24 protein-coding genes and 1 pseudogene are annotated in these 26,787 nt (G+C 63.9%); 11 read left to right on the top strand and 14 right to left on the bottom strand.

Annotated elements, in window-relative coordinates:
- Positions 1-824: LysR substrate-binding domain-containing protein (locus RAC97_RS08400; protein WP_379671408.1), on the bottom strand; the 824-nt coding region annotated here is incomplete at its 3' end.
- Positions 825-1,059: 235 nt separating this feature from the next.
- Here RAC97_RS08400 and RAC97_RS08395 point away from each other — a divergent pair.
- The 6 genes from RAC97_RS08395 (at position 1,060) to RAC97_RS08370 (ending at position 6,368) form a co-directional block, all read left to right on the top strand.
- On the top strand, positions 1,060-1,905 hold the full coding sequence (locus RAC97_RS08395) for a transporter substrate-binding domain-containing protein (protein WP_375098657.1): 846 nt from the start codon (positions 1,060-1,062) through the stop codon (positions 1,903-1,905).
- Between the two features lie 12 nt (positions 1,906-1,917).
- The gene (locus RAC97_RS08390; RefSeq protein WP_375098656.1) at positions 1,918-2,580 is read left to right on the top strand and encodes an amino acid ABC transporter permease; all 663 of its coding nucleotides are present in this window, start codon (positions 1,918-1,920) and stop codon (positions 2,578-2,580) included.
- Positions 2,581-2,587: 7 nt separating this feature from the next.
- Positions 2,588-3,307 (top strand): amino acid ABC transporter permease, encoded by a 720-nt coding sequence (locus RAC97_RS08385; RefSeq protein ID WP_375098655.1) that lies wholly within the window; start codon positions 2,588-2,590, stop codon positions 3,305-3,307.
- Entirely contained in the window at positions 3,277-4,779 is a 1,503-nt protein-coding gene (argH, locus tag RAC97_RS08380; RefSeq protein ID WP_375098654.1) for an argininosuccinate lyase, read from the top strand. Before RAC97_RS08385 ends, argH begins: the two co-directional genes overlap by 31 nt.
- Entirely contained in the window at positions 4,776-5,516 is a 741-nt protein-coding gene (locus RAC97_RS08375) for an amino acid ABC transporter ATP-binding protein (protein ID WP_375098653.1), read from the top strand. Before argH ends, RAC97_RS08375 begins: the two co-directional genes overlap by 4 nt.
- 78 nt (positions 5,517-5,594) lie before the next feature.
- Positions 5,595-6,368: an amino acid ABC transporter ATP-binding protein gene (locus RAC97_RS08370; protein WP_375098652.1), complete on the top strand. Its 774-nt coding sequence runs from the start codon at positions 5,595-5,597 to the stop codon at positions 6,366-6,368.
- 84 nt (positions 6,369-6,452) lie between these two features.
- On the opposite strand, the gene RAC97_RS08365 is transcribed toward RAC97_RS08370, so the two are convergent.
- A complete protein-coding gene (locus tag RAC97_RS08365) occupies positions 6,453-8,855 on the bottom strand; it encodes a TonB-dependent siderophore receptor (protein WP_375098651.1) in 2,403 nt (800 codons plus the stop codon).
- Between the two features lie 134 nt (positions 8,856-8,989).
- Positions 8,990-9,529, bottom strand: coding sequence for a chalcone isomerase family protein (locus RAC97_RS08360; protein ID WP_375098650.1), 540 nt, complete (start codon positions 9,527-9,529; stop codon positions 8,990-8,992).
- Positions 9,530-9,819: 290 nt separating this feature from the next.
- On the opposite strand from RAC97_RS08360, the gene RAC97_RS08355 reads away from it, so the two are divergent.
- Complete coding sequence (locus RAC97_RS08355; RefSeq protein ID WP_375098649.1) at positions 9,820-10,719, top strand: LysR substrate-binding domain-containing protein; 900 nt, start codon at positions 9,820-9,822, stop codon at positions 10,717-10,719.
- A 6-nt stretch (positions 10,720-10,725) separates the two neighbouring features.
- Here the strand turns inward: RAC97_RS08355 and RAC97_RS08350 are convergent, their stop codons facing one another.
- Complete coding sequence (locus tag RAC97_RS08350) at positions 10,726-11,475, bottom strand: SDR family NAD(P)-dependent oxidoreductase (RefSeq protein ID WP_375098648.1); 750 nt, start codon at positions 11,473-11,475, stop codon at positions 10,726-10,728.
- 147 nt (positions 11,476-11,622) lie between these two features.
- Between RAC97_RS08350 and RAC97_RS08345 the strand changes: the two are divergent.
- The 3 genes and pseudogenes from RAC97_RS08345 to RAC97_RS08335 form a co-directional block, all read left to right on the top strand.
- A pseudogene (locus tag RAC97_RS08345) lies at positions 11,623-12,552 on the top strand (cache domain-containing protein); the annotation flags it as partial.
- Between the two features lie 36 nt (positions 12,553-12,588).
- A complete protein-coding gene (locus RAC97_RS08340; protein ID WP_375098740.1) occupies positions 12,589-13,410 on the top strand; it encodes a methyl-accepting chemotaxis protein in 822 nt (273 codons plus the stop codon).
- A 259-nt stretch (positions 13,411-13,669) separates the two neighbouring features.
- Complete coding sequence (locus RAC97_RS08335) at positions 13,670-14,131, top strand: hypothetical protein (protein ID WP_375098647.1); 462 nt, start codon at positions 13,670-13,672, stop codon at positions 14,129-14,131.
- A gap of 36 nt (positions 14,132-14,167) precedes the next feature.
- Here RAC97_RS08335 and dctM read toward each other — a convergent pair whose 3' ends face one another.
- The 8 genes from dctM to RAC97_RS08295 all read right to left on the bottom strand — a co-directional run bounded on the left by dctM (position 14,168) and on the right by RAC97_RS08295 (position 22,753).
- A complete protein-coding gene (gene dctM / locus RAC97_RS08330; RefSeq protein WP_375098646.1) occupies positions 14,168-15,451 on the bottom strand; it encodes a C4-dicarboxylate TRAP transporter large permease protein DctM in 1,284 nt (427 codons plus the stop codon).
- Entirely contained in the window at positions 15,451-16,083 is a 633-nt protein-coding gene (locus RAC97_RS08325; protein ID WP_375098645.1) for a TRAP transporter small permease, read from the bottom strand. Before RAC97_RS08325 ends, dctM begins: the two co-directional genes overlap by 1 nt.
- 67 nt (positions 16,084-16,150) lie before the next feature.
- Positions 16,151-17,149: a TRAP transporter substrate-binding protein gene (locus tag RAC97_RS08320; RefSeq protein WP_375098644.1), complete on the bottom strand. Its 999-nt coding sequence runs from the start codon at positions 17,147-17,149 to the stop codon at positions 16,151-16,153.
- A gap of 157 nt (positions 17,150-17,306) precedes the next feature.
- Positions 17,307-18,128 (bottom strand): HpcH/HpaI aldolase/citrate lyase family protein, encoded by an 822-nt coding sequence (locus RAC97_RS08315; protein ID WP_375098643.1) that lies wholly within the window; start codon positions 18,126-18,128, stop codon positions 17,307-17,309.
- Positions 18,125-19,324, bottom strand: coding sequence for a CaiB/BaiF CoA transferase family protein (locus tag RAC97_RS08310; protein WP_375098642.1), 1,200 nt, complete (start codon positions 19,322-19,324; stop codon positions 18,125-18,127). The genes RAC97_RS08315 and RAC97_RS08310 overlap by 4 nt, the downstream gene beginning before the upstream one ends.
- Before the next feature lie 20 nt (positions 19,325-19,344).
- A complete protein-coding gene (locus RAC97_RS08305) occupies positions 19,345-20,694 on the bottom strand; it encodes an MmgE/PrpD family protein (protein WP_375098641.1) in 1,350 nt (449 codons plus the stop codon).
- An 11-nt stretch (positions 20,695-20,705) separates the two neighbouring features.
- Entirely contained in the window at positions 20,706-21,869 is a 1,164-nt protein-coding gene (locus RAC97_RS08300) for an acyl-CoA dehydrogenase family protein (RefSeq protein ID WP_375098640.1), read from the bottom strand.
- Between the two features lie 44 nt (positions 21,870-21,913).
- Positions 21,914-22,753 (bottom strand): MaoC family dehydratase N-terminal domain-containing protein, encoded by an 840-nt coding sequence (locus RAC97_RS08295; RefSeq protein WP_375098739.1) that lies wholly within the window; start codon positions 22,751-22,753, stop codon positions 21,914-21,916.
- Between the two features lie 125 nt (positions 22,754-22,878).
- Here RAC97_RS08295 and RAC97_RS08290 point away from each other — a divergent pair, with 125 nt between their 5' ends.
- Positions 22,879-23,763 (top strand): LysR family transcriptional regulator, encoded by an 885-nt coding sequence (locus RAC97_RS08290; RefSeq protein ID WP_375098639.1) that lies wholly within the window; start codon positions 22,879-22,881, stop codon positions 23,761-23,763.
- 44 nt (positions 23,764-23,807) lie between these two features.
- Here RAC97_RS08290 and RAC97_RS08285 read toward each other — a convergent pair whose 3' ends face one another.
- Positions 23,808-25,232, bottom strand: a complete 1,425-nt coding sequence (locus RAC97_RS08285) for a gamma-aminobutyraldehyde dehydrogenase (RefSeq protein ID WP_375098638.1) — start codon at positions 25,230-25,232, stop codon at positions 23,808-23,810.
- Between the two features lie 170 nt (positions 25,233-25,402).
- Entirely contained in the window at positions 25,403-26,773 is a 1,371-nt protein-coding gene (locus RAC97_RS08280; RefSeq protein WP_375098637.1) for an MFS transporter, read from the bottom strand.
- Positions 26,774-26,787: the final 14 nt, after the last annotated feature.

The raw sequence follows: 26,787 nt of genomic DNA, 5'->3' as shown, positions 1-26,787 counted from the left end.
GGCCGATCCGCCGACAGCAGCAAATACGTATAAAACCGCAACTCCGGCGTAAACGGCCGTATATCAATCCCCGTATGCAAATACTCACTCGCCACCAACGGACTAACCACGCTAACCCCCAACCCCAACCCAACCAGCGAACAAACCGTGGCCGCGTGGGTAGCATCCAGGTTAAGCACCCGCGGGTCCTCCTCAGCAAAAAGCCGATCAAGCCGCGTACGCGAACCATCAGTATGCGAAAGCGAAATGAACTCCTCCCCCTTGAGATCACCCGGCGTCACCACCTCCAACCCACCCAGCCGATGCCCCTTGGGAAAAATGCACACCCCAGGCACATCGCAAATAATCTCCGAATGCACCCCCGCCATGTCCTCAGCCACATAAGACACCAAACACACATCGCAAAACCGCGTAGCAGCCCAGTGCGCCACGTTCGGTGAATCATTGGTATGTATGGAGATATGCACATTCGGATTCTGCTGCCGAAAGCGCTGAATGATGGCCGGCAGCAAGCCATGGGTCAGCGAGGGCACGGCACCGATACGCAACCGCCCCGTCCCCCCACGCTTCAGATGCTGGGCCGAGGTTTCCAGGCTTTGCAGCCCGATGAACGCTCGCTCCACGTCGGCGAAAAACTGTGCGCCTTCATCGGTCGGTACCAGTCGCCCGCCCACGCGCTCGAACAATTTAAAACCACTCACCCGCTCCAGCTGCGCGATCAGGCGGCTGACGTTCGGCTGCGAGGTGTGCAACGCCTGGGCGGCCGCGGTCATGGAGCCGCTTAGCATCACCGCGCGAAAGGTCTCGATCTGCTTGAAGTTCATGGCCATATCATTTCTGCATGACTGATTGACGGATTGTCATTTGATTGCATGACCCAGAGATTTTATAACTGGACCTACATCGACGTCTGCACCGAACGCAACGCGATGCCAACCGAGCACATACCGGCAAAAACACAACAAAACCGGTGCTCCAGATACTTTTCAGCTCTGCCCTTGTACTCATCGCATCACCGCACGCCAGTGCGGGGGTGCAGCCAGGTAATCAGGAGGCATCATGTCGTTCTCGTATAAAAAACTAAGCGCTGCGCTGGCGTTGTCGTGCATGTCGTTGGCTGCGGTATCCACCGCCCAGGCGACCGACCTGCCTGCCGTTCCCGCAGCTATCAAAGAGGCAGGCCAACTGCGGGTTGGCGTGCGTTGCGACCAGCCGCCCTATGGCTATCAAGACGAAAAGGGCGACTACGCCGGCGTCGAAGTGGAAATGGCGAAACAAGTGTCGTTGTGGGCCTTGGGCTCCAAGGACAAGGTCAGCTTCACCTGCGTGACCGCCGAAAACCGGGTGCCGCAACTGCTGGGCCGCAAGGTGGACTTCCTGATCGCTACCCTTGGCGTCACGCCGGAACGGCAACGGGTGATCGACTTCACCACGCCCTACCGTTGGGGCGCGAGCGATGTGGTGGTCAAGAAAAACAGCCCGGTGCAGAAAATCGCCGACCTCAAGGGCAAGACGCTCGCCACGCTCAAAGGCTCGGTGCAGGCCAAGTGGTTCGAGGACCACATGCCCGAGGTGAAGACGCTGCGCATGAACAGCGCCGCCGACGCCTTGCAGGCCTTCCGCCAGGGCCGTGCCGAGGCCTACACCCACGACGCCGCCACGCTGGTGGTGGTGGCCGACAATGACCCGGACGCCCGCCTGATCGGTGAGCCGTTCCAGATCTCCGATGCGGCCATTGGCGTGCGCAAGAACGACGAACAATGGCGCGACTACCTGAGCGCGGCGGTACTGCGCATGCGCGAAGAGCATCTGTTCCGTGGCTGGGTCGAGCAGTTCGTCCCCGGCAACATCCAAAGCTATTACATCAGCGTGTTCGAGCAGGCCAAACCTGCCGAAACCCTCTGATCGGCCACCGTCATGAGTTTCGATATCCATTACTTGCTGGCGCAGTGGCCTGCCTTGCTCGACGGCGTATTGATGACGCTGCGGATCACGGCGCTGGCCATTCTCTTCTCGCTGCTGATCGGTGTGCTGGGCGGCGCGGTGCGGGTCATGAAGGTGCCGGTGTTGTCACAGGCGGTGGCGCTGTATGTGGAGCTGATCCGCAATACGCCGATCCTGGTGCAGCTGTTCTTCATCTTCTACGGCTTGCCTGCGGTGGGGCTGGGGTTGTCGCTGTTCTGGTCGGGGGTGGTGTGCCTGTCGCTGTGGGCGGGGGCTTATCAGATCGAGAACATCCGCGGTGGCCTGGCCACCGTGGAACGCGGCATGCGTGAGGCGAGCCTGGCGCTCAGCCTCAAGCCTGCGCAGTACTTCGCGCTGGTTGCCCTGCCGATCGCCTTTCGCACCAGCCTGCCGGCCATGCTCAACACCGCGATCTCGCTGCTGAAGAACTCGTCGTACTTGCAGGCCATTGGCCTTGCGGAGTTGACCTTCGTGGCGGTGGACCGGATCGCCACGGATTTTCGCGCCATCGAGATGTTCACCGCCATCTGCGTCATGTACCTGGTGCTGGTGGGCGTGCTCGCGCTGTTGACCGCACGCCTTTCGGCCCACTTGCAACGACCTTTCAGGCAGTGAGGCGACCATGAACTTCATTCTCGAAAACTGGAGCTTCGTTTCCAAAGGCTTGTTGATGACCCTGCGCCTGGCGCTGGTGGTGCTGCTGTTCACCACGCTGATCTCGGCCGTGCTCGGCGTGCTGGCCACGGTCAGGAACCGCGCGCTGTGGTGGGCGATCCATGCCTACGTGGAGCTGTTCCGCTCCATTCCGTTGATCGTCAACGTGTTCTTCATCTTCTTCGGGGCGCCGATGTTCGGCGTCGATCTAAGCCCCTTCGCCGCCGTTACCGTGGGCCTGACCTTGTGGGGCAGCGCCAACGGTATCGAGATCGTGCGCGGCGGGCTGGAGTCGGTCTCCCGGCACCAGTGGAAAAGCGCCTGGGCCCTGGGCCTGCGCCCTTGGCAGATCTACCTGCACATCATCGTGCCGCAGTCGATGAAAGCCATTCTGCCGGCCTATACCGGGCTGCTGACGATCCTGGTGCAAGCCACATCGCTGGGCGCCCTGGTAGGCGTGGGCGAATTCCTCAAGGTCGGCCAGATCATCATCGAACGCGAAACCGTGATGACTGGCGTCAGCCCGGCATTCACGGTCTACGGCGTGGTGTTGCTGGTGTACTTCGTCATCTGCTCGGCACTCACCTGGCTTAGCCGCTATCTCGAACGTCGTCTGGGTCGCCCGGCGGTACGTACTTCTATTGGAGAGGTTCCAACATGCAAGAATCCAAAGTCAGCCGGCGCCTGAAAGAAAGCACCGCACCGGAAGTCAACGAGTACATCTATCGCCCACGCCTGGAAGGCTTCGCCAGTGGTTTCGCCAACCTGGGCGACGTCAACAAGGCGCACATCCTGATGCTTGCCGAACAGGGCCTGATTCGCGGCGAACATGCCAGTGCGCTGGCCAAGGGTGTGCTGGACATGGAGCAGGCCGGGCCGGATGCGGTCGAGTTGGACCCCTCCCGCGAAGACGCCTATTTCAACTACGAGGCGCACCTGATCGAGCAGATCGGCGCCGACATCGGCGGGCGCCTGCACACCGGTCGCAGCCGCAACGACATTCTCGCAACGCTGGACCGCCTGCGCTGCCGCGACCTGTTGCTGGAACTGATCGACGAATTGATGAACGTGCGTGCAACGGCCCTACGTTGCGCCGAGATGTACGCTGAAGTGGTGATGCCCGGCTACACCCACCTGCAACCGGCGCAGCCGATCACCTACGGTTACTACCTGAGCGCGGTGGAGCAAGCGCTGGAGCGCGACAGCAAGCGCCTGATCCAGACCCTGGAGTCGATGAACCAGTGCCCGCTCGGGGCTGCCGCCTTCGCCGGTACGCCGTTCGCCATCGACCGCTCGCGCACCGCCGAGCTGCTTGGCTTCGACGGGTACCTGGACAACGCGCTGGATGCCATCGGCTCGCGGGACTTCCTGCTCGAAAGCCTGTCGCACCTGAGCAACCTGGCGGTGTTCTGGAGCCGCGTCGCGCAGGACTACTTCGTGTGGAGCACCCATGAGTTCAACCTCATCGACTTCCCTGACAGCGTCGCCGCAACGTCCAGCATCATGCCGCAGAAGAAAAACCCGACCGTACTGGAGTACCTCAAGGGCCGTAGCGGGCACATCGTCGGCTTGATGATGGGTGCCAGCGTGACCATCAAAGGCACAAACTTCTCGCATACCGGCGATGGCAACCGCGAAGGCACCCGGGGTTTCTGGGAAGCCGCGGAAGAAAGCCTGCGCTGCCTGAAACTGTTCGACCTGGTGCTGCGTACCGCAACGCCGAACATCGACCTGGCGGTACGTCGTGCCGGTGAGGACTTCTCCACGGCCACGGGCCTGGCCGACCTGATGGTGCGCGAAGTCGACCTGTCGTTCCGCGAAGCCCATCACGTGGTCGGCGCGGTGGTGCGCATGGCGATGGACAAAGGCCTGCCGGCACACCAGATCACCCCGCAGATGATCGATGCCTGCGCCATCGAGCAACTGGGCCACGCGTTGAACCTGCCCGCTCAGAAAGTGCGCGACTGCCTGGACCCGGTCAGCAACGTGCAGGGGCGTACCTCCGCAGGTGGCCCGTCGCTGGGGTCGCTGAAACCCAGCCTGGCACGCGCCAGCGAGCGGCTGGCGGCCGAGCGTGTCGCCAACCAGCAGCGCCGCGAGCGACTGAGCGCGGCCCACCTCAACCTGCAAGCCCTGACCCGGGCACAGGCGGGCTTATGAGCACGATCCTGACAGTTCGCAACCTGCACAAGCGCTTCGGCCAGCACGAGGTGGTCAAGGGCGTGGACATGGACGTTCGCCAGGGTGAAGTGGTGGTGATCATCGGCCCCAGTGGCTCGGGCAAATCCACCTTCATTCGCTGCCTGAACAGTTTGGAGGAGCCGTCGCTGGGCACCGTGGTGATCGGCAACGGCGACTCGGCCAACGCCGGTGACCGCAAGGCCCTGGCGAAGCTGCGTGAAGACGTGGGCATGGTGTTCCAGGACTACACGCTGTTCCCGCACATGACGGTGTTGGCGAACATGATGCTCGCGCCGGTCAAGCTCAAGCGCTCGACCCGGCAGCAAGCACAGGCCCACGCCTTGGCGCTGCTCGACCGGGTTGGCCTGCGGCACAAGGCCGAGCACTACCCGGCAGAGTTGTCCGGCGGCCAGCAACAGCGTGTGGCGATCGTTCGCGCGTTGGCGATGAAGCCCAAGTTGATGCTGTTCGACGAGCCCACCTCCGCGCTGGACCCGGAAACCGTCGGCGATGTGCTGAACGTGATGAAGGGCTTGGCGGCCGAAGGCATGACCATGATCGTGGTGACCCACGAAATGGGTTTTGCCCGTGAAGTGGCCGACCGCGTGGTGTTCTTCGACGGCGGCAAGATCATCGAAATGGGCCCGCCGTCCGAGGTGTTCAGCGCACCGAAAGAGCCACGCACCCGGCAGTTCCTGGACAGCGTGCTGCACTGACCCGACCGCCCTCTTCCCACACCTGGCGTGCCCGCCTCCACCGGGACGGCGCGCCTGTGCTCCGGCAAGGAGTTTCAAATGCGTGAAGCGCTCCGCAAGCCCCTGGACTCACTGGGTACGCAGACCATGATCCAGATGGAAAACGTCAACAAGTGGTACGGCAGTTTCCAGGTACTGAAGAACATCAACCTCACCGTGCACCCGGGCGAACGCATCGTGCTGTGCGGCCCGTCGGGCTCGGGCAAGTCGACGACCATTCGTTGCCTGAACCGGCTCGAGGAACACCAGCAAGGCCGGATCGTGGTCGACGGCACCGAACTGACCCGCGACATCAGGCAGATCGAGACCATCCGCCGCGAAGTCGGCATGGTGTTCCAGCATTTCAACCTGTTCCCGCACCTGACCATTTTGCAGAACTGCACGCTTGCCCCGGTCTGGGCACGCAAGATGCCGCGTCGCCAAGCGGAAGAAGTGGCGATGCATTACCTGGAAAGAGTGCGCATTCCGGAGCAGGCCCACAAATTCCCCGGCCAACTGTCCGGCGGCCAGCAGCAACGCGTCGCGATCGCCCGGGCGTTGTGCATGAAGCCCAAGATCATGCTGTTCGATGAACCGACCTCGGCACTGGACCCGGAAATGGTCAAGGAAGTGCTCGACACCATGGTCAGCCTTGCTGAAGACGGCATGACCATGCTGTGCGTGACCCATGAAATGGCTTTTGCCCGTACGGTGGCGCACCGGGTGGTGTTCATGGACCAGGGGGAGATCGTCGAGCAGGCTACGCCGCAGGCGTTCTTCGAGAATCCGCAGAATGAGCGGAGTCGGTTGTTCTTGAGCCAGGTGCTGCATTGAGCCGGGGCTATGCCGGGCACTTTAGGCATTGGGGCTGCTTTGCAGCCCCATGTGCCTTGACGGACGCCCCGGTCAAAAAGCGCCTTACCAGTTGTAACTCAACTTGGCAGTAATCTCGCGCCCCGGGTTGTAGAAGTCCGCCGTCCCCGAGCCCACCACATGCTGCTCATCGAACAGGTTGCTGACATTCACCGCCAGTTCGGTGCCCTTGGCAATCTCGTAGTTGAACGCTGCGTCGAACAACGTGGTGCCGTCGCTTTCCTTGGTGTTGGCAGCATCCATGTAATAGGCACCCACGTACCGCGCGCCCAAGCCAACGCTAGCCTTCGTACCGGGGATGGCGTAGTAGCTCCACAGCGAAGCGGAATGCTTCGGCGCCGTGGTGAACTCATTCCCCTTGAGCGAACTGCCGTCACGCAACGTACCGCGAATCACCTCGGACTCCATGTACGAATAGCCACCGATCAGGCTGATGTTCTGGGTCAGCTGCGCCTTGGCCTCGAGGTCCAGGCCGCGCACCCGCGACTCACCCACGGTCTGCTGCTCGATAACCCCGCTCGGCAGCACCACGGCGATGGTGACGTTTTCCTGGGTCAGGTCATAGACCGCTGCCGAGAACAGTGCGTCCATCCCCATCGGCGAATACTTCACGCCCACTTCGTACTGGCGCCCGGTCTGCGGGGTAACGCCAACCTGGGGAGGCGAAACCGATTCCACCATGCTCACGTAGGTGGACACTTCATCGTTGACGATATAGGTCAGCGCACCGCGATAGGAGGTCTCGGAGAAGTTGTCCTTGTCATCGAATTGCGCCGGGGTGCTGAACAGGTTGTAACCCTTGCTGGTCAGGTCCATGGAGTCATGGCGCATGCCGGCGGTAACGATGAAGCGCTCGTAGAACGACAGGTTCTGCTGAAGGAATACCGCCTTGGTTTTCGCGTCGTTCTTTCGCTCTTGATACGGCACGAGTGCGCCTGAAACGCCCGTGAACACCGGGTTGGCCACGTCGATCGGCGACGCCAGGTCGTATACCGAACTTTCCTCGGTGGACGAGTCGAGATACTCCACACCCACCAGGGTGCTGCTGTCGATGTTCTCGAAGCGGGCATCGTATTGCAGCATCAGGTTGCCGTTGAACTGGTCCGCCTCGCTGTCCGCGCCCAGCAAGTAACGAGGGATCGAAGTGCCGACGCGCGAAGGGCTGTCGCTCAGGTAGACGTAGCCATAGTCATCGCTCAACTTGCTGTAGCGCAGGTTGCTGCGCAGCACGAAGCCGTTGTCGAAATCGTGGGTCACGTTACCGCTGAGGCTGGTGCGCTCGACATCGTGGAAGTTGTAGCTGGGCTCGCCAAAGAACTTATCGCGGTCGTACTCCTTGTCGAACGGATAACCGCCGCTGTTGGGCGAGCTTTCGGTCTTCAGGTGGTCGAGCAACACGGTGGCCGAGGTGTAGTCGGTCGGCGCCCAGGTCAGGCCACCCATTATCAACTTGCTGTCGTTCTGCGAGTGGTCGTACTCGCGGTCGGCGTTCTGCCCTTTGGCAGTGAAGCGGCCGGCCAGGGTTTTCTCTTCGTTCAGCGCGTCCCCTACATCGATGCCTGCCTCGGCATGGTCGAAGGAGCCGTAGGTGACATAGCCCTGGCCGAACTTCTCGAAGCGGGGCTGTTTGCTCACGAAGTTCACCGAGCCGCCAGGGTCTGCCGGGCCAAACAAGGTGGAGTTGGCGCCACGCAGGATCTCGATGCGCTCATAGGCGAAAGGGTCTTCGCGCACACCGCGCATCGAGCTCAGGGTCAGGCCGTCACGGTAGGTAGTGGCCTGGAAGCCGCGAATCTGGAAGTAGTCGTTGCGGTCGTCCGTGCCATAGAAATCGCTGACCACGCCCGGGGTGTACAGCAGCGCCTCTTCCGTGGTGCTGACGCTGCGTTGCTCCATTTCCTTGCGGGTCACCACCGACACCGAGGCCGGGGTGTTGAGAATGCTGGTGGCCACCTTGCCGCCGACCCACAGTTCCTTGGCGACCACCGAGTTGGTGTCGTCGTCGGCATTCACCTTGACCTTGGAGTTGATGATAAGCGGCGCAAGGCGGTACTCCTCGACGTCGGAGGTGCTGATTTCCAGCGGGCCGGCCTGAGGTACCAGCAGGTAGGCATTCTGGCCTTGCTGCTCAGCCTGCAAACCGCTCCCCTGCAACAGCGACGCGAGTGCCGTCGACGTGTCGAACGAGCCATTCACCCCCTGGGTGCTGCGGTTCGCCACGCTCTGCGCATCGAAGGACAGGCTGATGCCAGCTTCGCGTGCAAAACGGTCAAGTGCCGGCGCCAACGGGCCCGCAGCGATGTTCCATTGCTGGACCTGGTTGCGCGGGTCGGCACTCGCAGGTTGCGCCAGCGAAGGCAATGCATGGCTGCTGACGATCAAACCCAGGATCGCACCCTGCAAGGCACGGCTTAATGGATGGCGCTGTGAAACCGGGGACGAACTCATTGACTCGCTCCAAGGAAGTGTATCGGCAGATTGGCCTGTAATTGCGGCCTTCCCTTAGAGCCGAACGAGAATGAGAAACCACCTCATTTTTTTTGGCAGTACGTGCAGCCGCGCTCAGCGGGCAGCGGACAAGGTCAATCGAGCCCCAGCAGTTCGCGGCGCAGTTCGGGGCTGCGAGTGCGGGCATCCAGCCAGATGCCGAAGAAGGCGCGGGCGAAATCGGCGTCGGCTACCGAGTGATGAGGCTCGCCGTCGACATAGAAGCTGGCCCCCTTGCCCGGCAGGTAGACACCGGTGATGCGCTGGCCTAGCCGCACATCGACGAAAGCCTTGCGCATCTCGCGATCCCAGCCCGCCAGGCGCCCCTCATCGAGCGAGGCGCCGCCCAGCCGACGCATTTCGTCGAGGCTGGCTTGCACCAGGGTGTCTCGCGACAGATCGCGTCGGTAGGTCAGTTCCAGGGCAAAGGGTTGGTCCCAGCCCACGGTCGCCGCCGGGCTCAATAGGCGAGCCTGATAGACCGAAAAGCCGAACCAGGTGAAATCGCCCTGGCCGACCAACCTGGCGCCGGGCAGCTCGCTACGCCAGTCCGCCCAGCTCTGCGGGCCGGCCAGCAATAGGAAGGAAATGGCTATGCCGCGCGCAGCGGATCTGAAGCTAGTTACCAGACTCATGGGGCCTCCCGGTCTGCTCACCTGCGCGATACTTATACAATATTTTCAAATTGCATAGGTTTTTAAGCGGCATCGGCGTCGAGGCGGCAACACAGCACACGCCGGCATCAAGAACCCCGGCTTCACAGGACCAAGCGAGTGATGCGGATCAATTCGTTAGACCCGTGGTGTAGCATGCTGACCCGAACGGGTAGCAGCGCTGGACACCTCCGATCGACCAGAGTCTGTCCCGGATATCGCCCAGCGCCCAGGGATGTGAACGCCCCGAACGACAGGACACCCGCCTCCCCATGAATCACCTTCTAGCCATCCGCGTTTTCGCCCGCGTCGTCGAAGCGGGGTCCTTCGTAAAAGCCGCCGACTCCCTGAAAATGCCCAAGGCCACGGTCAGCAAGCTGATCCGCGACCTGGAGGCATTCCTGCACGTGCGCCTGCTGCAGCGCACGACACGAAGCGTGACCGTCACCGCGGAGGGTGCTCGCTATTACGAGCAAACCGCAAAAATCATCCGCGACCTGGATGAAATCAACAATGACATCCAAGGCACGCAAGGCACCCCTCGCGGAAAGATCCACGTCAATGTCGGCGGCTCGGTCGCCACCGCGCTGGTGATTCCCACCTTGCCCGAGTTCTTCGCCCGCTACCCCGACATCAAGGTCGAACTGGGCGTCAGCGACCAAGTCATCGACCTGATCAGCGACAACGTCGATTGCGTGATTCGCGGCGGCACCGTCACCGACACCTCACTGGCCACGCGCCTGCTCGGCAAGGCTTCGTGCACTACCTGCGCAAGCCCCGCCTACCTGGAGCGCTTCGGCGTGCCGCTGCATCCGCAGGAGCTGGAAGGCCCCCACCACATCGTCAGCTACCACGCGGCGACCACCAACCGCTTGATACCCGCTCTGTTCCAGCGTGGCGACGAGCGAGTCGAGGTGATCGGCAACGGTGTGCTCAGCGTCAACGAAAGCAATGCACATATCGTTGCCGGGCTGGCGGGGCTAGGGGTGATCCATACCTTCACCTACGCGGTCAAAGCCCACCTGGCGTCGGGAGCGCTGGTGCCGGTGCTGCGAGACTGGCGCCCGGCGCCCTACCCTTTCCATGTCGCCTACCCACCTAACCGCTACCTGAGCAGCCGGGTACGGGTGTTCATCGACTGGCTGGTGGAGCACTTCTCGACGCTGGAGTGACCCGCTTCAGATCTGCGCGGCGCCGCCGTCGACGAACAGTTCCACGCCATTGATGAAGCTGCTGTCGTCCGAGGCCAGGAAGGCGACCGCCTTGGCGACCTCCGAAGGCTCGCCCAGGCGTCCCATCGGGACCAAGCTGGCCAGGTGCGCATGCATCCCCTCGAGCTGGTCTGCCGGTACCAGGGCGTCGGCGCCCGGCGTGGCGATCGGGCCGGGGCTGACGGCGTTCACGCGGATGTTGCGTGGCTTGAGGTCCAGCAGCCAGGAGCGGGCGAAGTTGCGCACGGCCGCCTTGCTGGCGCTGTACACGCTCAGGTTGCCGGTGCCTTTGATGGAGACGGTAGAAGCGTTGAGGATGATCGAGCCGCCGTCGTTCAACAGCGCCAGCGCCTTTTGCACCGTGAATAGCAGGCCTTTCACGTTGATGTCGAAGATAGGGTCGAACTGCGCTTCGGTGATTTCGCCCAGCGGCGCCAGGTTGGCGACACCGGCGTTGGCGAACAGGATATCCAGACGCCCGGCTTTGGCTGCGATGACCGAGAACACAGTGTCCAGCTCGGCCAGGTTGGCCACGTCACCCTGAATGCCCACCGCCTTGTCGCCAATCAGCGCTACCGCTGCATCCAGTTCGGCCTGTCGGCGACCGGTGACGAACACCGTAGCGCCCTGCGCGGCGAACTCCTGGGCGGTAGCCAAGCCAATGCCGGTGGAACCACCGGTAACCAACGCCACCTTGCCTGCCAATTTATTGCTCATCTGCCAATGTCCAATCGATGTCTAGAGGTTTGTTCAGTTCGCTGATGCTTACCGATGACTGACTCTAAGCTTGGCGATTGGATCAAAAAACCAGACAAATACAATTTGTCTATCCATGAACATGGATAATAAAACGTCGCCCAAGAGATGGCGCCAAAGTGCCACTACTCCCTCAAACTTTCCCCCCGCGCGCCGATAACGCCCCTATTGGCTGCTACGACAACAATTCGAAAGGAATTCATAAAGGGCTCCGTCATGACGTTGAACCTCCGCAACAAGGTACTCCTGCTCGCCATCGTGCCCAGCCTGCTGCTGTCGGCGCTTATCTGCGGTATCACCTGGTTCATGCTGCAAAAGCTGGCCACCCAGGAAGTCGAGCAGACCCGCGCCCTGCTCATGGAAGAGCGCAAGATGTCGCTCAAGCATTACCAGGAGATCGGCGAGGCGGCCATCAAGCCGATCTACGACGCCTCCGCCCCCGGCGACATGGCGGCCCGCGACCGTGCGGTGCAGATTCTCAAGGGCCTGCTGTACGACAAGGCCAGCTACTTCTACGGCTACAACACCAAGAACATCCGCGTGTTCTGGGCCGACAAGGACCTGGACATCGGCAAGGACTTCTCCGAGGCCAAGGACGCCAACGGCGTCTACGTGATCCGTGGCCTGGTGGAAGCCGGCCGCTCCGGCAAGCACTTCTTCCGCTACGACTGGCCGGTGCCCGGCAGCGACCAGCCGGTGCCCAAGCTCGGCTACACCTCGTACCTGGAAAAGTGGGACCTGGTGTTCGGCACCCAGGTGAACCTGGACGATATCGAGGCCCAGGTGCAGACCATCTCGGTCGCCACCCAGGCGCGCATCGGCTCGACTACCGCGCTGATCATGGCCGTGGTTGCCGCCATGCTGGCGATCGTCGCGCTGCTCAGCGTCTACCTGGGCAACGGCCTGGTCAAACCGGTGCTGGCGATTCGGCAGAACCTCGACGACATCGCCAACGGCGATGGCGACCTGACCCGCCGCCTGCCGGTGACCAGCAGCGACGAGCTGGGCGCGCTGTCCGGCTCGTTCAACCGCTTCGTCGAGAAGATCCATGCCCTGGTTTCCCAGGTGGTGGACATGACCGCGCAGCTCAACGAGCTGGTGCTGCACATGTCGTCCCAGGCCCAGCGCTCGGAAGCCGCCATGGGCCGCCAGCGCCAGGAAACCGACCAGGTGGCCACCGCCATCCTGGAGATGTCCGCTGCCGCGCACCAGGTCTCGGAAAGCGCCCAGGGCGCTTCCCAGGCCGCGCGCCAGACCAGCGAGGTGGGCAGCGACGCCCGGGCGGTGGTCAACCGCAGTATCGAAAGCATTCATAACCTGATCGGCGAGATCGGCCAGAGCAGCGATTCGCTGGACACCCTGCAGCAGGACGTCCAGGCCATCGTCAGCGTGGTCGATGTGATCCGCTCGGTGGCCGAGCAGACCAACCTGCTGGCGCTGAACGCCGCGATCGAGGCGGCACGTGCCGGCGACGCCGGGCGCGGCTTCGCCGTGGTCGCCGACGAGGTACGCGCCCTGGCCAGCCGTACCCAGCAGAGTACCCAGGAAATCCACGACATGATCAACGCCCTGCAGCGCGGCACCCAGGGCGCGGTAGCGGCCATGGGGCGCTCGAGCGAGACCGGCAAGGTCACTGGCGAGCTGGCCACCCAGGCCGGTGCTTCGCTGGATGCGATCAGCCAGTTGATCGACACCATCAACGACATGAACGCGCAGATCGCCAGCGCCTCGGAAGAACAGACCTCGGTGGCCGAGGAAGTCAGCCGCAGCATGACGCAGATCGCCGAGGCGGTGGATGAAGTGGCGATCGATGCCCAGGGCGGCGCCGATACCGCACGTAGCCTGACGGCACTGGGTGACAGGCTGCACGGCCTGGCCAAGCAGTTCCGCATCTGAAGTTCAGCTGAGCATGGCCAGGGCCTCGCCCTGGTTCGCGGGTAAACCCGCTCCCACCGTTTCTCCAGTGCCCTCAACAGCGCAAGAGAACCCTGTAGGAGCCGGCTTGCCCGCGAACATCGGCAACGCCGCTGCCGCACACCGCTCCCTGCGCCTGTGAAATATCGCGTTCACTGTGAATCGTTGTGAAGCCCAAGCGTACTGGCCAATAGCCCATGATACCGTCGACTCCCACTTCATTCGCTCAGGGAGTCGCGTCATGTCCAACATCCCAGCCGTCGGTGGCAGGCCGAACACGCCCTCGTCCTCGACCTCCAATTTCAACAGCTCGCTGGACAGCGCCAAGTCGAGCAAGGTGATCGCCGACTATATGCGCCAGAACGGCAAGTCGGCGATCAACAAGCAGGAGCTCGACAAGCTGGCGGACAACGCCTCGGGCAACGTGCCCAAGGATGTGTCCGATGCCGCCAAGTACATGCAGCGCCATCCGGATGTGTTCACCGCCATCGAAACCCACGACGTGGCCGGGGCCGACAACCTCTCCGGCGTGTGGAATTTCGACTGGGCCGCCAACGACGGGCTCAAGGGCACATCGACCGACGCCATCGCCAAGATGCAGGACACCTTCGACCTGGCCATCGAGAAGTCGGCGAAGATCACCGAGATCACCACCGGCAAGAAAGCCGAGATCGATGCCACCAAGCAACGCCCGGCCAACTGAGGCTCAGGGGCGCCGTGGGCGCCCCTGCTCCTTCCCTTACGGCATCCCCAGCCACTGCGGCAGTGCCAGCGAGATGAACGGCACGTAGGTCACCAGCAGCAGGAACAGCAACAGAATCGAAAGCCACGGCAGTGCCGCGCGTATCGTCTGCCCCAGGGTCAAGCCGGTCACCGCGCTGGTGACGAACAGGTTCAGGCCCACCGGCGGGTGCACCAGGCCGATCTCCATGTTGACCACCATCACGATACCCAGGTGAATCGGGTCGATCCCCAGCTCCATGGCGATCGGGAAGAAGATCGGCGCCAGGATCAGGATGATCGCCGAAGGCTCCATGAAGCTGCCGGCAATCAGCAGCACCACGTTCACCATCAACAGGAAGCCCAGCGGCGTCAGGCCCTCGCTCAGCACCCACTGGGTGATCTGCTGGGGAATCTGCTCGGTGGTCAGCACGTGGGCGAACAGCATGGCGTTGGCGATGATGAACATCAGCATGATGGTCAGTCGGCCAGACTCCAGCAGCACCTTGTGGCAGTCGCGCAGGCGCATGTCCTTGTACACGAACAGCGCGATAAAGGCTGAGTACACCGCCGCCACCGCCGCTGCCTCGGTGGGGGTGAACAGGCCGCTGTAGATACCGCCGAGAATGATCACCAGCAACAGCAACCCCCAGAACGCCCGGCGCGCGGCCCGCAGCCATTCGCCGAAGCTCGCCCGTGGCTGGGCGGGCAGTTTCTTGACCCGCGCCACGATGTAGATGGTCACCATCAATGCCAGGCCCAGCAGGATGCCCGGTATCACACCGGCCATGAACAGCTTGCCCACCGAGGTTTCCGTGGCGGCCGAGTACACCACCATGACGATCGAGGGCGGAATCAGGATGCCCAGGGTGCCGGCGTTGCAGATGATGCCGGCGCCGAACTCACGCGGGTAACCCGAGCGCACCATGCCAGCGACGGCGATCGAGCCCACGGCGGCCACGGTGGCGGGCGATGAGCCCGAGAGTGCGGCGAACAGCATGCAGGCCAGCACCGCGGCAATGGCCAGCCCCCCGCGAATGTGCCCCACGCAGGCGTTGGCGAAGTCGATCAGGCGCTGCGCCACGCCGCCGGTGGTCATGAACGCGCCCGACAGCAGGAAGAACGGAATCGCCAGGAAGGTGTAGCTGTCGGAGGTCTCGAACAGCTTGATCGCCAGCGAGCTGAGCGAGTCCTGGCTGAACAGCAGGATCGAGACCGCCCCCGACAGGCCCAGGGAAATGGCGATAGGCACGCCCAGGAACATGAAGACGAACAACAACACGAACAAGCAGATGACGGTCATCAGTGGTGCTCCTCGCCAGGGTTGGCCAGCTTGCTCGCCTCTGCCGCTTCATCGGCCAGGCCCAGGCCGGTCTGGCGATGGGTGAAGATGCGGTAGCAGATTTCCAGGTAGCGCACGATGATCAGGGCAAAGCCGAAGGGCACGATCATCGCGATATGGCCGATCCTGATGCCGTAGCGGTCCAGGTCCTCGGCGCCGATGCCCGCTGCCAGCACGGCGTTCACCCATTTGATGCTGGCGGCCAGGAACAGCCCGGCGTAGGCCAGGCAGCAGGCGCAGGCGATCAGCGCCAGCACCCGTTGCACCGGCTTGCGCGTGCGCCGCACCAGCACGTCCACCCCCAGGTGGCCGGCGGTGCGCACGCCATAGGCGATACCAAAGAAGATCAACCAGCCGAACAGCGCCTTGGTCAGGGCGATGCTCCAGGTCATTTCCTGGGCATAGCCCATCAGCAGGTCGCCACCGGCCAGCAACGCATCGCTGGCCAAGGCCCAGCGGTCGCTGAGGCTGTAGAACGCGCCGTAGAGGTTGTTCAGCGCGACGTAGATAAAGGTGATCAAGGTCATGGCCGCCAGGAGGAAGGCGATCATGCCCTCCTCGAAATGCTCCCAGACACGCCTTAGGGTTGGCATGGGCATTCTCCGGACAATAAGACGCCGGGCCACCTGGGTTGCAGGTGGCCGTGGCGTGGGGGGCTAATCAGGATGCGTTGTTGGAGGCTTCGGCGGCCTTGATCAGGTCGGCGCCGATCTGCTCGGAGAACTTGCTCCACACCGGACGCATGGCTTCACGCCATTGCTCGCGCTGTTCGGGGGTGAGCGGGTCGATCTCGCTGGTCTTGGCGTCGATGATCCGTTGGCGGGAAGTCTGGTTGAGCGCCTCGGCCTGCTTGTTCACCTCGAGCGTGACCTTGTCCATGATCGCTTGCAGCTCGCCGCGCACATCTTCGGGCAAGCCGTTCCAGAACTTGGCGTTGGTGATGACCATATAGTCGATCAGGCCGTGGTTGGTCTCGGTGAAGAACGGCTGCACCTCGTTGACCTTCTGGCTCTCGTAGTTCGACCAGGTGTTCTCGGTGCCGTTGACGGTGCCGACCTGCAAGCCCTGGTAGACCTCGGCGAAGCTCATCTTGCGGGGGTTGGCGCGGATGGCCTTGAACTGCTCCTCGAGCACGCTGGAGGCCTGCACGCGGAACTTCAGGCCACGGGCGTCCTTGGGCAGGATCACCTTCTTGTTGGCCGACAGCTGCTTGAGGCCGTTGTGCCAGTAGGCCAGGCCAAGGATGCCCTTGTCTTCCATCGAGGCCAGCAGTGCCTTGCCCTGGGGACCTTGCTGGAAGCGGTCGACGGCGGCCAGGTCATCGAACAGGAACGGCAGGTCGAAGATCTGCACCTGCTTGTTGTAGTGCTCGAACTTGGCCAGCGACGGCGCCAGCATCTGCACGTCGCCCAGCAGCAGCGCCTCCATCTCCTTGCCGTCGCCGAACAGCGACGAGTTGGGGTAGACCTCGACCTTCACCTTGCCACTGAGCTTCGGGTCTTCGGCCACCAGTTTCTGGAACATCAGCGCGCCCTGGCCCTTGGGCGTGCTGTCGGCCACCACGTGGGCGAACTTGATGATGACAGGGTCGGCGGCCTGGGCGAGCCCGGCCATGGACACAGCGGCGGCGCACAACAGCGCCTGGGTCAGCTTCAACATCGGTGTCACCTTTTATTGTTGTTGGAAGGTTAGGACGCGTTGCCACGGTCACGATGGATCAGTTGCCGGTGTTTCGAGAATCAGCTTTTGTGTAAGCCTGCGTTTGGTCAGGCCGAACGCCAGGGGCAGTGCGTCGGGCTCGCGGGCAAGCGCGGCCCTACAAGCCCAGCGCCAACAACCGCTGCGCCCGCAACAGCACCGGGGCATCAACCATCTGCCCCTCCAGCTGGAATGCCCCCGCGCCATTGGCCGCCACACTCGCCGCCAGCACCCGCCGCGCCCAGGCCAGTTCCTCGGCGCTCGGCGCCAGCACGGCATGAATCAGTGGCACCTGGCTGGGGTGGATGCACAGCGCGCCGCCGTAGCCCATGTCATAGGCATGGCGCATCGCCCGCTGCTGGCCCTCGGGGTCGCCGATGGCAGGGAACACGCCGTCCAGCGGCGGCGCCAGGTCAGCCCCACGGGAATGCAGTTGCACGGCCATGCGCGCCTGGTCGAGAAAGCCCTGGGCGGCGGCGCTTGCGGTGTTCAGGTTCAGATCCAGCGCCAAATCAAGGCTGCCGAACGACAAGCGCTCGACCCCCTCGGCGCGAGCAATGCCCTCCAGCGCCAACAACCCCTTGGCCGTCTCGATGATTGGCAACACCGGTTTGCCGGTGCGATGCGCCACGGCCACCTGAACCGGGTTTTCCACCTTGGGCAGCAACAGCGCAGTCACCCCCGCGTGCTGGGCACAGAACGCCAGGTCATCGGCATGCCCGTGATGCTCCGGCGCATTCACCCGCACCCACACCCTGGCCTGCGGCTGCTCGCCGAGAAACTTCGCCAGGTTATCGCGGGCCTGGCGCTTGAGCGGTTCCTCCACCGCATCCTCGAAATCGACGATGACGGCATCGGCGCCTGCGGCCAGGGCCTTGGCAAAACGTTCTGGACGGCTGCCCGGCACGAACAGCGCCGAGCGCACGATCCCGGCGCTCATACGACACCCGCATGGGTCAGCCGCGCCCGTTCTTCGGCCGCAAAACCCAGTTCCTCGAGAATCGCCTGGCTGTGCTCGCCCAGGCCCGGCACCGGGTCCATACGCGGGCTGAAGGCTGCGTTGCGCCCGGGCGGCAGCAGCGCCGGCAGCGGCCCGGCCGGGCTACCCACTTCGCACCAGCGGCCACGGGCGCGCAGCTGCGGGTGCTGCCACACGCCGTGCATGTCGTTGACTCGGGCATTGGCGATTTGCGCGGTTTCCAGGCGTGCCACCACCTCGTCCAGGGTCAGCGTGGCGAAGCCGTCGATGATGATCTGGCGCAACGCCTCGCGGTTCGCCGAACGCTTGGGGTTGGCGCAGAAGCGCTCGTCACTGGCCAGCGCCGGGTCGAGCAACACCTTCTCGCAAAACACTGCCCACTCCCGCTCATTCTGCAACCCGAGCATCAGCGTGCCGCCATCTCCGGTGGGGAACGGCCCGTACGGGTAGATGGTGGAATGCGAGGCGCCGGCCCGTGGCGGTTGGGGTGCGTCGTTGTAGGCGTAGTACATCGGGTAGCCCATCCATTCCACCAGGCTCTCCAGCATCGACACATCGACCCGGCTGCCGACGCCGGTCTTGTCGCGCAGCATCAGCGCCGAAAGCACGCCGGTGTAGGCGTACATGCCCGCTGCGATATCAGCGATCGAGCAACCGGCCTTGGCCATCTCGTCCTCTCCCGGGCCACCGGTCACAGAGAGAAAGCCGCCTTCGCTCTGGATCAGCAGGTCGTAGGCCTTCTTCTTCTCGTAAGGCCCACCTTCGCCGTAGCCGGAGATGTCGCACACCACCAGGCGCGGAAAACGTTCATGCAGCGCCTCGAACGACAGCCCCATGCGCCCGGCAGCACCCGGCGCAAGGTTCTGCACCAGCACGTCGGCCTTGGCCAGCAGCGCCTGCAGAATGTCCAGAGCTTCAGGTTGCTTGAGGTCCAGGGCCAGGCTCTGCTTGGAGCGGTTGGTCCAGACGAAATGCGACGACAGGCCATCGACGCGCTGGTCATAGCCGCGGGCGAAATCGCCGGCGCCTGGGCGCTCGATCTTGATCACGCGGGCGCCAAGGTCTGCCAGCTGGCGAGTGCAGAACGGCGCGGCGATAGCATGCTCCAGGCTGACGACAGTGATGCCGTCCAGCGGGCGGGGCGCAGATGAAGTCATGGCGAGCTCCTGTTCGGTAGTCAATGCAGGTCGGCCAGCGACGGCGCGTCACGCAGTTGCCAGACACGCGCGATCAACGCACGGCCCTCGGCTTCGCTGCGCTGCCCGGCGTAGGCCAGCAGGCGTTGGAACTTGGCCTCCAGCTCCGGCCGCGAGAGGGTATTGCCGGGGTCGCCCTTGGGCTGGTCGATGGCCGCGCTGAACTGCCGGCCATCGACGCAGCGCACCTGCACGCGGCCCAGCCAGCGCGACGGGTAGGCCGCGTCGACTTCTGGATCCAGCTGCATGCGTACCTTTTCGCGGAACGCCGCCACTCGCCTGTCGGTCAGCGCCAGGTCTCGGAACTCAAGAAGTTGCGCACTGCCGTGAACCGCGATCAGGCCGAGCACCGTACCCATGGAGAACTTGGCCTGGTGCACGGTGCTGGGCGTGGTCACCCGGCCCAGCACATCGATGGCGCCCTGGTGCACCCGCGTCACCACCTCGGCGATCTGTTCATGATCCAGCCCTTCGCGCTGCATCAAGTGCAACAGCGCATCGGCTGCCGGGTGGGTATGGCGGCACGAGGCGTGGAACTTGAACGAGGTCTCCGCCAGCGCCCAGCGCGTGCCCAGGCGGTCGGAAAGCCGCGCAGGGTCTGCATCGCTGGACATGCCCGCAGCCATGCCCTGCTCGCCTTCAAGAATGTTGCGCGCACCGGTCAGCCCATCGGCGGTGAGGTAGGCGGCGAGCAAACCGTCGGCGGCGGCCTTGGCGGTGTGCAACTGCTTGGAGTCGGCGGCATCGCGCAGGAACTCCCACAGCCCGGCGGCCTGGGTGCCGGCGCTGCCCAGCAGGTTGATGAACTGTTCGCGGTCGAAGCCCAGTAGCTTGCCCACCCCGACGGCGGCCGCCAGGGTGCCGACCGTGGCGGTGGTGTGGAAGATGCGGTAGTGCGAGCGGCCAAGGAACTCGCCGATGCGGATGCCCGCCTCGTAGCCGGCCACTGCCGCCAGCAGCAGCTCCTGGCCGGACTTGCCCAGGTCTTGCGCGGCGGCCAGCACGGCAGAGAACACCACCGTGGCCGGGTGCAATACCGAGCTGTTGTGCAGGTCGTCCTGCTCCACCAGGTGCGAGGCTGCGCCGTTGACCAAGGCAGCGAAGTACGCCGAGGTGCCGCGACCGTTGACCAGTATCCGCGCACGGCCATCGCTGGGCCCCATGCGTTCGGCGTAGCGCTCGAACAGCGGGATCGGGTGCGCGCCTTGGCTGGCGAGCGCCGAGCCCAGCCAGTCGAGGAACAGGTCTTCGGTACGGTCCAGCACAGGGCCGGGGATGTGCGCGTAGCGCAGCTCGGCCAGGAACGTGGCCAGTGCTTGGGTGTCACGCATGGTCGGCTCCCTTAGAAGCTGCGCGGCAGCTCGAGCAGGTGCTCGGCCACGTACGACAGGATCAGGTTGGTGGAGATCGGCGCCACCTGGTACAGGCGGGTTTCGCGGAACTTGCGTTCGACGTCGTATTCATTGGCAAAGCCAAAGCCGCCGTGGGTCTGCAGGCAGGCGTTGGCCGCCTCCCAGCTGGCCTTGGCCGCCAGGTACTTGGCCATGTTCGCCGCCGCACCGGCATTGCGTCCGCTGTCGTATTCCTCGCAGGCACGCCAGCGCATCAGGTCGGCGGCCTCGATCTCGATATGCGCTTCGGCAATAGGGAACTGCACCCCCTGGTTCTGCCCGATCGGCCGGCCGAACACCACGCGGTCGCGGGCGTACTGGCTGGCTTTTTCGACGAACCAGCGGCCATCGCCGATGCACTCGGCGGCAATCAGCGTGCGCTCGGCATTCAGGCCATCGAGGATGTAGCGAAAGCCCTTGCCCTCCTCGCCGATCAGGCTGCTGGCGGGAATTTCCAGGTTGTCGAAGAACAGCTCGTTGGTCTCGTGGTTGACCATGTTGGCGATCGGCTGCACGGTCAGGCCGTTGCCGATGGCCTCGCGCAGGTCGACCAGGAAGATCGACATGCCCTCGGACTTCTTCTTCACCTCGGCCAACGGCGTGGTTCGCGCCAGCAGGATCATCAAATCAGAATGCTGCACCCGCGAAATCCACACCTTCTGACCGTTGATAACGTACTTGTCGCCCTGGCGCACGGCGGTGGTCTTGATCTTGGTGGTGTCGGTGCCGGTGGTGGGCTCGGTCACCCCCATCGATTGCAAGCGCAATTCGCCGCTGGCCAGCTTGGGCAGGTAGAAGCGCTTCTGTTCCTCGCTGCCGTTACGCAGCAGGGTGAACATGTTGTACATCTGCCCGTGGATGGTGCCGGAGTTGCCGCCGCAACGGTTGACCTCCTCAAGGATCACCGAGGCTTCTGCCAGGCCCAGGCCCGAGCCGCCGTATTGCTCCGGGATCATCGCCGACAGCCAGCCGGCGTCGGTCATGGCCTTGACGAAGGCCTCGGGGAAACCTTTGCGTTCGTCGATCTCGCGCCAGTAGGCGGCGTCGAATTCGGCGCACAGGGCGCGCACGCCTTCGCGGATGGCGTTGAGGTCATCGCTGTCGTAGCTCTGCATGTCGGGGTTCTCTGCTGGTTCGCAAGGGGCTGGTTCGCAAGGGTTCAGTCGAATGACACGTCGGCGCTCTGCGCCACGCCGTCTTCATTGCCGGCCCACAGCCGCGCCTTGCCGGGCGCTTCGATGCAGCCGGCAACGACGAAGGCCGCAGGCAAGCTCAGCGGGCGTACGCCGCGGTAGGCGAAGTGCCTGACGGGCTTGTCGGGGTGGGCGCGGACGAATGCGCGCAGGTTCAAGGTGGCGATCAGCGGGCCATGCACCACCAACCCCGGGTAGCCCTCGGTGGCGGTGACGTAGGGGTGGTCGTAATGGATACGGTGGCCGTTGAAGGTCACTGCCGAATAGCGGAACAGCAGGGTCGGCGTGGGCGTGATGGCCTCGCTCCACTCACCCGCCGGGCAAGCCTCGCCACTGCCGGCCTTGGGCGGGGTCGGCTCGCGGTAGACGATGTCTTGCTCTTCACGTACGCACAGGCGGCCATCCTGGGAATAGTCGTGCCGCACCGTGACGAACAGCAGCGCGCCGCTGCGGCCGTGCTTTTCCTCGATGTGCACGATGGTCGACAGGCGGTGGGCCTCGCCACCGACGGTCAAGGGTGCGATGAACTCGACCCGGCCACCGGCCCACATGCGGTTGCGGTTATCGGCTGGCGGCAGGAAGCCGCCACGGGCGGGGTGGCCATCGCTGCCCAGCTTGGTTTCTTCCACCGGCTCCTGGAAGAAGCACCAGGTCCACAGGTGCGGCAGCGCCTCGCCATGGGCCGGGGCCGGCTCGCCGAAGGTCGCGGCGATACGCTTGACCAGGTTGCGGCTGAGCACATCCCAGGCCTCTTCGGTGCGGCCTAGCCAGGCAGTGAAGTCAGTGGGCGGAATCGCAGCGGTCATGGACAGGGCCTCTAGTCGTTGTTCTTGTGGGCCGATCATGCGAGGCAGCTGGCATTCTGTGAATTTGCATTTGCGTAACCCAGCGTTCATAAATGGCGAACGCCAATTCCTAACAGGACGCCTTCATGCACTTCGATCTGGCTGACTTGCGGCTCTTCATCCACATCGGCGAATCACCGAGCCTGACCCAGGGTGCGCGCCGCGCCTTTCTCTCCCCCGCTGCCGCCAGTGCGCGCATCAAGGCCCTCGAAGCGCAACTCGACACCCGCCTGCTGTACCGCGACAGCCGGGGCGTGGAGCTGACGCCGGCCGGGCACAAGCTGCTGATGCATGCACGGCTGATCATGCGCCAGGTGGACTACCTGAAGGCCGAATTCACCCAGCTGGGCACCGATTCGGTGGGGCATATCCGCATTTTCGCCAACACCACGGCAGTGACCGAATTCCTGCCCGAGGTGCTGGCCGGTTTTCTCGCCAGCCGCCCAGGCGTGACGGTGGACCTGCAGGAACGGCTTTCACGGGATATCGTGCGCGGGGTGCTCGACGGCAGCAGCGACATGGGCATCATCGCAGGCCCCGTGGAGGCCAGCGGCCTGCAAGTGATGCGCTTCAGCACCGACCGCCTGGTGCTGATCGTGCCCCACGGCCATGAGCTGTCCGCGCACACCCAGGTGACGTTGCGCCAGACCCTGGCCTACCAGCACATCGGCCTGCATGACGGCAGCACCCTGCTGACCTTCCTGCGCGACCATGTGGAACGCCTAGGCCTGAGCCTGGCGTTGCGTATCCAGATGTCGAGCTTCGAGGCGATCTGCCGCATGGTCGAGGCCGGCGTGGGTATCGGCATCATTCCGGAGTCGGCGGCGCTGCGGCACAGCCAGACCATGAACCTGGTGACCATTGGTCTGGACGAGCCGTGGGCGGTGCGTGAGCGCAGCATCCTGGTGCGCGAACTGGATGCGTTGCCGGGGACGGTACGGGCACTGATTGCGACGTTGATGCCTGCCTGACCGGGGCTGCGTTGCAGCCCCGGGTTTTCTCCGGTCGATGGCGATCAGTGCTTGAACATCACATGCCGAACCACGGTGTAGTCCTCCAGCCCGTACATCGACATATCCTTGCCATACCCCGACAGCTTCACCCCGCCATGGGGCATTTCGCTGACCAGCATGAAGTGGGTGTTCACCCAGGTGCAGCCGTACTGCAAGCGTGCTGCCAGGCGGTGCGCGCGCCCCACGTCCTGGGTCCATACCGACGAGGCCAGGCCGTAGTCCGAATCGTTGGCCCAGGCCAAGGCCTGGGCCTCGTCCTCGAACTCGGTCACCGACACCACCGGCCCGAAGATCTCCCGGCGTACCACCTCGTCATCCTGCAGCGCCCCGGCCAGCACCGTCGGCTCGAAGAAGAACCCCGCACGCTCGGCGCGCCTGCCACCGGTGGTGACCTGGATATGCGGTACCTGCCGCGCCCGCTCGACGAAGCCGGCCACGCGCTCCAGGTGCTGCTGGGTGATCAGCGGCCCCAACTCGGTGTCAGGGTCGTCCTGCTCGCCCAGGCGCAGGCTGGACACCGCCGCCGTGAGCTTCTCCACGAACTGCGGGTACACGCCCTTCTGCACGTAAAGGCGGCAGGCGGCAGTGCAGTCCTGCCCGGCGTTGTAGAACCCGAAGGCACGAATACCTTCAACGGCAGCATCGATGTCGGCATCGTCGAAGATGATCACTGGCGCCTTGCCGCCCAGTTCCATGTGCGTGCGCTTCACCGTGTCGGCGCTGCCGGCGATGATGCGGCTGCCAGTGGCTACAGAGCCGGTGAGCGAGACCATGCGCACCTTGGGGTGGGTGGTCAGTGGCTCGCCGACGCTCGGGCCGCGGCCAAACACCAGGTTCACCACGCCCGGCGCAAGGATGCCAGCCATCAGCTCACCCAGGCGCAGGGCACTCAGCGGGGTCTGCTCGGAAGGCTTGAGCACCACGGTATTACCCGCGGCCAATGCCGGGGCGAGCTTCCAGGCCGCCATCATCAGTGGGTAGTTCCACGGCGCGATCGAGGCGACCACGCCCACCGGGTCGCGGCGGATCATCGAAGTGTGCCCCGGCAGGTACTCGCCTGCCGCAGAACCTTGCAGCACGCGGCTGGCACCGGCGAAGAAGCGGAACACATCGGCCACCGCCGGCAGTTCGTCGTTCAGCGCAGCGCTGTAGGGTTTGCCGCAGTTGTCCGACTCCAGCCGCGCCAGTTCCTCGGCGTGGGCATCGATGGTATCGGCGAGCTTGAGCAGCAGCAGGGAACGGTCTTTCGGCGCGGTTTGCGACCAGTGTTCGAAGGCCGCGTCAGCCGCCTGCACCGCAGCATCGACCTGGGCCGGGGTAGATTCGGCGATCTCCACCAGCACGGTGCCGAGTGCGGGGTTGAGCACCGCGAGCTTCTGGCCTTCGCCTGCGACCAGTTGGCCGTTTATCAGCAGATGGGTTTGCATCAAGGGCTCCTTTTCCGGTTCTTCTTCGGTCGACCGAATATAGCGCCACATTTGCTGCCTGTACCGGCCCTTTCGCGGGCAAGCCCGCTCCTACAGGGATCGCACTGCACCTGCAGGAGCGGGCTTGCCCGCGAAGAGACCGGTGCGGACGGCCCGGTCTGCCGCTGCCGTCAGGCAGCCTTGAGTTTCAGCTCGGCCTCATCATCATTCGCTTTTTGCGCCCCGAGCATGCTGCGCGGAATCGCCAGGATCAACGCACAGGCGATGAACAGGCACGCCCCCAGCACATAGGTGCCATTGTTGATGTTGCCGGTCAGCGTTTCGGCGGTAGCGGTGATCATCGAGCCGGTGAAGCCCGAGAGGTTGCCGATGGCGTTGATCATGCCGATTCCCGCCGCCGCTGCCACACCCGACAGCACGGTTCCCGGCAAGGTCCAGAAGATCGGCATCAAGCTCAGCACACCCGAGGTGGCCACGGTCAGGAACACGATCGACAGCACCAGGTTGTCGGCGAACCAGGCACTGAGGATCAGCCCGCAACCCCCGATCAGCGCCGGGATCGCCGCATGCAGGCGACGCTCGCCGGTGCGGTTGGAGTGGCGCGCGTTGAGAACCATCGCGACCAGGGCTACGCCATACGGAATGGCGGTCAGCAGGCCGATCTCGAAGGTGCTGGTCACGCCTGCGCTCTTGATGATCGACGGCATCCAGAACGCCAGGCCATAGAAGCCGGTGTTGAAGGTCAGCAGGATGAACACCAGCAGCCATACCCGCGGGTTGAAGAACACCTCGCTCAGCCGCGACGCCTTGCCACGGTTGTCCTGTTCAAGGTTGGCCTTGAGCAGCTGTTTCTCCTCGGCGTTCAGCCAGTGGGCCTTGTCGATGTTGTCGCACAGGCAGCCGAACACCACGAAGGCCATGACGATCGACGGCAGCCCTTCGATCAGCAGCATCCACTGCCAGCCGGCCATGCCATGCCAGCCGTTGAGGCTGGTCATCAGCCAGCCGGATACCACGCCGCCCAGGGTCAGGCTGATCGGCAGGGCGATCAGGAAGCCGGACATCACGCGGCTCTGGCGGTGGGTGGGGAACCAGTAATTGAGGTACAGGATGACGCCTGGGAAGAAGCCGGCCTCGCACACCCCGAGCAGGAAGCGCAGCACGTAGAACATGGTGCTGGCCTCGACATTGAACAACCCGGCCAGGGGCACGGTGAAGGCTACCGCCATGGAGATGATCGCCCAGCTCAACATGATGCGGGCGATCCAGAAACGCGCGCCGTAGCGGTGCAGCAACAGGTTGCTGGGCACCTCGAACAGGAAGTAGCCCCAGAAGAACATGCTGGCGCCCAGGGCGTAGACGGTGTTGCTGAATTCCAGGTCGGCGAGCATGTCCAGCTTGGCGAAGCCGATGTTCACGCGGTCGAGGTAGGCGGCGATATAGCACAGCAGCAATATCGGCAGGATACGCAGGATCACCTTGCGGTAGGTACGGTCTTCGAAGCCCGGGTCGCGGGCCGTTGTGGCGCTTGGGTTGTGCATCGGAAAAGCCCCTT

It is taken from the genome of Pseudomonas sp. LS_2, from assembly GCF_042709235.1.
Taxonomy (GTDB): domain Bacteria; phylum Pseudomonadota; class Gammaproteobacteria; order Pseudomonadales; family Pseudomonadaceae; genus Aquipseudomonas.
The sequence above is the reverse complement of the archived record's forward strand: the minus strand, read 5'-3'. Positions and strand labels throughout refer to the sequence as shown.